Raw genomic sequence first — 6766 nt, forward strand, 5'->3', positions numbered from 1 at the left:
GTCGTCTCAGCGTTCCTTTGCGTTGGCGGCGATACGTTCCTCGGCACCGTCGATGAAATAGGTGCGTCCCTTGGTGGCGAGGGCCACGGAGGTGTGGACGATGAACGCCACGGCGAAGCCGATGTAGGAGCACAGGCCGTGCAGAATCGGGTTGCCGCTGAACAGCCAGATGGCCGAGGCTACGGCGATGCCGGACAGTAGACCGCTGATGCCGACCGGGTTGAAGCGGCGCGCGTATCCGCTGCGGTATTCGTAGGGGCCGGTCACGAGCTTGAAGACACCGCGGACCATGGTGATGTCGGCGAACACGCAGGCTACCCAAGCCAGCAGGAAGATGCCGAGCCATTCCAGGAAGGCGTTCAGGTTGCCGATCACGTCGAACCACATGAGCGCGATGGCGCCTGCGGTCACGACCAGAAGCCAGAAGCGACGGTTCAGCTTGGATGCTCCGACCGCTTCGGAGGCGGAGGCGAAAGTCAGGGACCCGATGTGCAGGTTGGTGAGGTTGACTCGGATCTGCGAGATCCAGGCCAGCAGCACGCCGGGGAGCAGACCGATCAGGCCGACGAAGTAGAACGATGGGTTGGGGTTCTTGGCTCCGGTGGCCAGTGTGAAGTAGAAGCCAAGCGGCATGGCGATGAAGAACATGAATGCGTACGGGAGCACGACGGTCAGCCACGCCTTGCGCTTGAAGTCCTTGGGGTGGATGAAGCGGTTGTAGTCAGATGCTTCCAGCGGGTTGATGCCGACCGTTCCGGCGAGACCGGCCATGACCGCGACGACGCCCGCGACGCCACCAACGGATCCAGCGGGTGTGGCGGTGAAGATGTCCGGCATGCCGCCGTTGGTGTTCCAGGCGGAGACGATTGCCGCGATGAGCAGCAGGAAGTAGATCGGCAGCGTCCATGTGAGGATCTTGGTCATCGCGTTGATGCCGTTCCATGCCATCGGCAGGAAGATGACGCCGACGAGCACGTACCAGACCTGATTGGGCAGATCCCAGATCTGATCGATGGATGCCGAGAGGATCTGGCCTTCCATGCCGGCATAGATGACGAATGTTCCAGCGTAGATGACGGAGGTCACCACTGATCCGACTGAGCCGAAGCCGCATGCGCGGGTGAGCAGTTCGGAGGTCAGTCCTTCTCTGGATGCCGCATGTGTGACCACTAAGGCTAGGGTCATAAGGATGAGGAAGGAGATCACCAGCGCGGCCCAGGTCGCGGGAGCGCCGTTCTGCATCATGTAGGTTCCGCCGACAAGCGGGAAGTAGAATGCGGTGACGAAGCCGACGAGGACGCTCAGGATGGAACCGGCTCCCCTCTTGGCGGCGTCGGGCACCCTGGTTCGCGCGTAGTCGTTGGCGTCGGTGGCCACGGGCTTCCGTTTGGTTACGCTGGGGGCTTTTCCAATCGCGATGGACATGTCCCTCTCCCTTCTGTCAGGTCGGGCCTCGCCATTCGGTGTGGCACCGGCGATTGATTGATCCGTTTTGTGTGACAGTGGAAGAGTCTCATTTATTTGTATACAAACAATTATTGGACCGTTACCTCTCCATTTCCCGAATATGACGAAAGGATTTCGCCCATCAAGACGCACGTCCACTCCGCGGACATCGCGGACCTTGGCCCCGTCCTAGCGGTCGGCAAAGGATGCGACATGTTGAAGGATGCTCGAGAAGGCTTCGATTTCCTTCTCATCCAGCCCTTCACACAATCTGCGAACCGTATACAGGGACGCCTGCACTCCCCTGCGATACAGTTCCCTACCTTGTTCGGTGATGCTGACGATGCGCTGCCGTTTGTCATCTGGGTTGGGCGCGGTACTGACGGCCTGCACTTTCTGGAGTCTATCGACCACGCCTTTGATCGTGGCCGCATCAATGGAAATCAATCGTCCAAGTCGGTTCTGCGGCAGCGGTCCCAGTTCCACGAGTTTTGCCAATGCGGCGAATCGGGGGGAGGACAGCCCTTCCGGCGCCTTTTCCGCGAACAGTGATGCGCTCCGCTGGTTGCATACGCGCAGCAAGAACCCGATGTTGGACCCCAACACGTAGTCGGAGGCGACTTCCGGTTCGGACGAGCATGTATCCGGCGCCCTCGAGTCCATCAGATCCCCCTTTCGGCTGATGCATACCGGCGTCGAGCAAAATACGCCGATATCGCCATAGGATACATCGAACACTCTGGATATGAGGTCAAGTCTCTCTTTTGCAGGAAGCTCGGAATCGCGATACCAATTATGTAACGAGTATTGTGTTATAAATGATGTTTTATTCTTTTTTGAATACTCATATCTTGTTCAATGTCTGAGCATATTGTGCAGCCAATCGTCCGGCGTTGACGCCGCCGACGGCCTCGACCTCGATGGAGCCGGCGACCGTCTCAAAGGCGTTCGCATAGTACAGGCCCGGGCGCAGCACGAACGGCACATGGCGTACGCCGGGCCTGAGCACCGGGTACGCGCCTTCCCAGGTGAAGCGCAGCACCTCCCTGGTCTCGCTGAAGATGCGCCCGATCTCCTCGTCCGTGACGCGGTGGTCCGCGGAGAAGATCTTGTAGATGCGTGTCCGGTATTTCGGCGAGTACCCGGTCACGCCAATCGACTTGGCGTTCGTCGGCGCGCCGTCCGCGATGAACACGGTGCTGGGCAGCGTCCTCACCGGTTCGAGGCCGAAGTACCGCGGATCGAGAGTTCCGGCCACCAGGGTCGTTTCCACCTTCTGGTAAGGCAGCACCGGGACTTCGACCGGCCGCCCGTCCTCGGTGAGGGTCAGATGCGCCAAGGCGAGGGGCGCGGCCAGCACCACCAGGTCGAACCGTTCGGTCTGGACCTCGTCGCACGGCGCCTTTGACCTATCCCCTGCCAGATATCGCACCTCGTATCCGGCTTGGTCCCCCGCGCCTCTCCGGTCGACCGACGTGACCGTGATGTTGTACCGGGTCGTGACGCCGATGGCCTCGAGCGTACGGTGCAGGAGGCTCCAGTTGCCTCCGTCGATGCAGTACAGGTATCCGCCCGCCAATCCCGCTCCGGCCAGGCCGACCTCTCCGGCGAACGCCTCGATCCCCTCGCCCTGGTTGTACATGTTGTGCACGATCGGTTCGGCGATGTCCTTGATCAGTTTCTCGCTGGCGCCGGCCTTTCGCAGGGCCTGCCCCAGCGACACCGACGTGGCCTCCCCCAAACCAAGGGCGTCCACGATCTGTTCGGGTGTCTCGAACGTCCTGCCTTCGTCTTGGAGTCCGTAGATCCGGTTCCACGTGTTCGCGTTGCGTATCGCCTGCCTTACCAGAGTCAGGCTCGAGAAGATGCCGGCATGACGCACGATCGCCCAGCCGAGCGATGCCAGCGACGTCCTCGCCCAGACCGGGAAACCGTCCTTGGTCCAGAACGCGTAGGTCTCGTCCTTGCCGTCGATGCTCAGTCCGGACTCCCCCTCCTTGGCGCCGGTGAGCTGCTGCCACTGACGTGTATATCGGCCCGTGGAATGCAGGATCGAGCCGCCGATCTCCACCGTGGTTCCGGCGAAATCCACCGTCCATGCACGTCCGCCCGCATGCTCCTTCTTCTCGAACACCGTGATGTCCGCGGCGTTTCCGAGCAGCTCACGCAGCTGCCAGGCCGCACCCACTCCGGCCGCGCCGGCACCGACGACCGCTATCCTGACCATTCCCGCTCCCCTATCGTCCGCAAACCTCTATCCACATGAAATGTATCCACGCCTCATACAAGACACCAGCCGACATCCCGCTCGCGGTTATACGGGTTGCTTATAGGGGGCTATCGTGCAAGGCGCATCTCGCCGCTGTCTTCAAACTCCCCGAGGGGGGGCAATAGCGTGAGTCAAGTCCGTTCATTGAAATTAATTATATAATTAATTAAATAACACAATAATTCTATTATGTCTGCTCACGCCTTCATGAATCGCCCAGACAGGATCACGAACTTGCGATGCGTCGACGAGCGCATGACCGACAGCTTGACAAATCCGCGTATGCAACCGCTCAGCGATTAACACGAGGGCTGTCGTCAAGGCCACTGCGGTTCTGCTACTTCCGCTTTTCCCTGACGTCTATTCCATCTCCGTAGGGGCTGCATCACGACTCCGGCGAGGACGGTTTACGTTCATGCCGATTCCTCGCATCCCAGGTCCGCCATCCAGCGGCTGCCCCTTTCTCTCACGTCACCAGGCGTAACCGCCTGCACTCCGCACGACAGGAGGCATCTGCCAAGGCAAGTACACGTTCAGCCATTTGATACAGTTTGCATTAATTAATTAATTATATTGATCCTCTTTGATCCTCGACCAATCGCTTCCAGTGACCGCTGGGAAGAAGTCAGGAGAAAACCATAAGGAAGCGCGGGACTAGAGCATCACCTACGACATCGCCATCCCAGCGATGAACGTTCATTCCAGAGAAGGAAGCCATACTTAATTAATTAAATACTTAATTAATTTCATGCCCATAGGAGGCACCAGTTTCGCGCGCGGCGCCCCGAACTTCTTCCGGACAACGACGCCATAGCCCAAGATGCGTCAATCATCAAGGATGTACGTACATCCCCTTGAGTTCACCGAAATCAGGCATAGTGTTAATTAATTAAATAACTAAATAACACAATAATGCTACCTTCTTGAGATTTCAGAGCCTCCCATCACAGGCAACACATAGCGAACCTCTGACAAGTCGTTCAGTCACCGACGGACAACCACATCAGAAGCCGGACAGATGCGATGATCCCGTATTCCGCATTCCTCATGCTCAACCGAGTTGTCGATGAAGTTGGCAGCATCGCCGGTTGAGGCTCTCTGGGTAGGACGCATCCTATTCCCGTGGACAGCAGAGTTGGACTTAAAGCACTAGACACGGTGAATAAACACCTCGTTTCACGCATTAGCATTATTGTATTATTTAATTAATTAAATAACGATTCATCTCCTTGCCCTCTACGACACACCACACTCATCATGTAAGTGCAGTGTCCAAGTGAAGCAGGGGACGTTGCGGTCCACGGTTCTTTAGTGACATGAATCCATATGAACCAGTCGAGGTATGCACAGTCGCACGCTGCATCCTTGCGCATGACGCAAAAGGCATCGTGTCAGATCCAAACATCCGAAGGGATGACGATGGATTCAAATTCCGTGTTAATTAATTAATCTAGTAATTAAGACTGATAGCTGCAGGCTCCTTCAGAACGCGAGTGAACGTTCATCTGTGCCGACAATCCCAGCCCACGGCATCACGCGGCGCTTCGTTCACGCTTGCGAATCGCGGGTCCGACGAGATCCGCTTTCATGGTTTTCATGCCGCCGTAGTGCGAATCGCAGACCATCAACAAAAAGAGAAGAAATATTTAATTAATTATTTAATACAATAATGCAACTGTCTTTCGAAGAGCCAACGGGGCATTCGCAGTGGGAGAGGACATGCGCCTCAAGCTCGCTGCACCAGGTACCGTACGCGAAGCGATAACACCAAAATGTGTTATTTATTTAATTAATTATTTAATACAAATGTGAACATCGCCTACAGGTTACGGTTTCTGTCGGGGCAAAACCGCTACGATGGAACCCATGGTGAGGAAGCAGACAACAACGCAAGGCGAGGAAAGCCCGGAGATGCAGCCGAAGATATCGCATGCGGCATTAATCCGACCGCAGACGCTGGCCGACATCGAGATGAGGGAGCCCGACAGCAAGGAAATCTGGTACGGCCATTCCATCCTCACCTCGACGCTGTTCCCACCTACCCAGCCTGCGGCGGGCACCGACTTCGTGAGCAAGACCAACGGAACGCTCGAATACGTGCTCGAGGCCGGCATTGATCCGGAGGAGCGCAAACGCAAGTTCCCCTATGGCAAGTACCCACGACTGGTGATGGCATGGATCGCCAAGCAGATCAGGGCGGCCGGCCGGCACAAGACCGAATATGTCGATCCGGAGACGCGCACCATCACCATTCCCTCGATCTGGCAACTCTGCAATGAGATGGGCCTGCCCCGTGGAGGCAAGACCGCCGACAAAATCCAGGAGCAGCTCAGGCTTCTACTCTCCAGTCACATCACCATCCGCCGAACCACGGGTTTTGCTGGTGGCAAGTTGCATGACATGGTGAGCCTGCCGATCGTGGAGGCGGTCCGGTTCAAGGAAGATGACGCCAATGCGGCGTTCTCAGGCAGCGCGTTCGTGCTCACCCAGGAGGTGTACAACCGTCTGGCCCGGGAATCCGCACCGTTCGACACCAGGGCGAGTTCGCTGCTGTTGTCGGGCCGAAGTGTGCTTCCCTATGACGTGTACGTGTGGATTACCGGAAGCATGAAGAACCTTGACCACGATTTGCCGGTTTCATGGGATTGGCTGTATGAACGCTTCGGTGACGGCATTGCGGACATGAGGAACTTCCGGCTGAAGTTCCGTCGTGCCTTGGACAAGGTCAGCGAGGTTTACCCGGCCGCGCGTTTCACCGTGACGCGGAAGGCGGTCATTCTCCATCCGAGTCCAACCGCGATTGCGGCGCATTCGAAATCCGTGGAGACGACTGCGGCTGAGGAGTAAACACACTTTTTTACTTCGTTAGTCCACGTATTCGGCTGTGCGTGAAGGAATGAAACGGGACCAAAGGCCTTTGCTGATGATGGACTATCGCAGTATTTACGTAAGGACAGGAGAAGTGCGGATGCGAGAGGGCTCCCTCCGGCGGGGATGATGGACTTTCGTAGTACATCATTGATCGTATGAGGTGGGAAAACATAGCAGAAA

General features: G+C 57.1%; 4 protein-coding genes. 1 reads left to right on the plus strand and 3 read right to left on the minus strand.

The features are described 5' to 3' along the window. Window positions 1-6 precede the first annotated feature (6 nt). The 3 genes from KIH81_RS05400 to KIH81_RS05410 all read right to left on the minus strand — a co-directional run bounded on the left by KIH81_RS05400 (window position 7) and on the right by KIH81_RS05410 (window position 3673). Window positions 7-1425, minus strand: a complete 1419-nt coding sequence (locus KIH81_RS05400) for a purine-cytosine permease family protein (protein WP_214304427.1) — start codon at window positions 1423-1425, stop codon at window positions 7-9. 210 nt (window positions 1426-1635) lie between these two features. After that, complete coding sequence (locus KIH81_RS05405) at window positions 1636-2109, minus strand: MarR family winged helix-turn-helix transcriptional regulator (RefSeq protein ID WP_214304428.1); 474 nt, start codon at window positions 2107-2109, stop codon at window positions 1636-1638. 181 nt (window positions 2110-2290) lie between these two features. Continuing rightward, window positions 2291-3673, minus strand: a complete 1383-nt coding sequence (locus tag KIH81_RS05410; protein ID WP_214304429.1) for a prenylcysteine lyase family protein — start codon at window positions 3671-3673, stop codon at window positions 2291-2293. A 1908-nt stretch (window positions 3674-5581) separates the two neighbouring features. Between KIH81_RS05410 and KIH81_RS05415 the strand changes: the two genes are divergently transcribed. Next, complete coding sequence (locus tag KIH81_RS05415; RefSeq protein ID WP_236029302.1) at window positions 5582-6562, plus strand: replication protein RepA; 981 nt, start codon at window positions 5582-5584, stop codon at window positions 6560-6562. Window positions 6563-6766: the final 204 nt, after the last annotated feature.

The sequence above is a fragment of the Bifidobacterium miconisargentati genome, from assembly GCF_019331675.1.
Lineage (GTDB): Bacteria > Actinomycetota > Actinomycetes > Actinomycetales > Bifidobacteriaceae > Bifidobacterium > Bifidobacterium miconisargentati.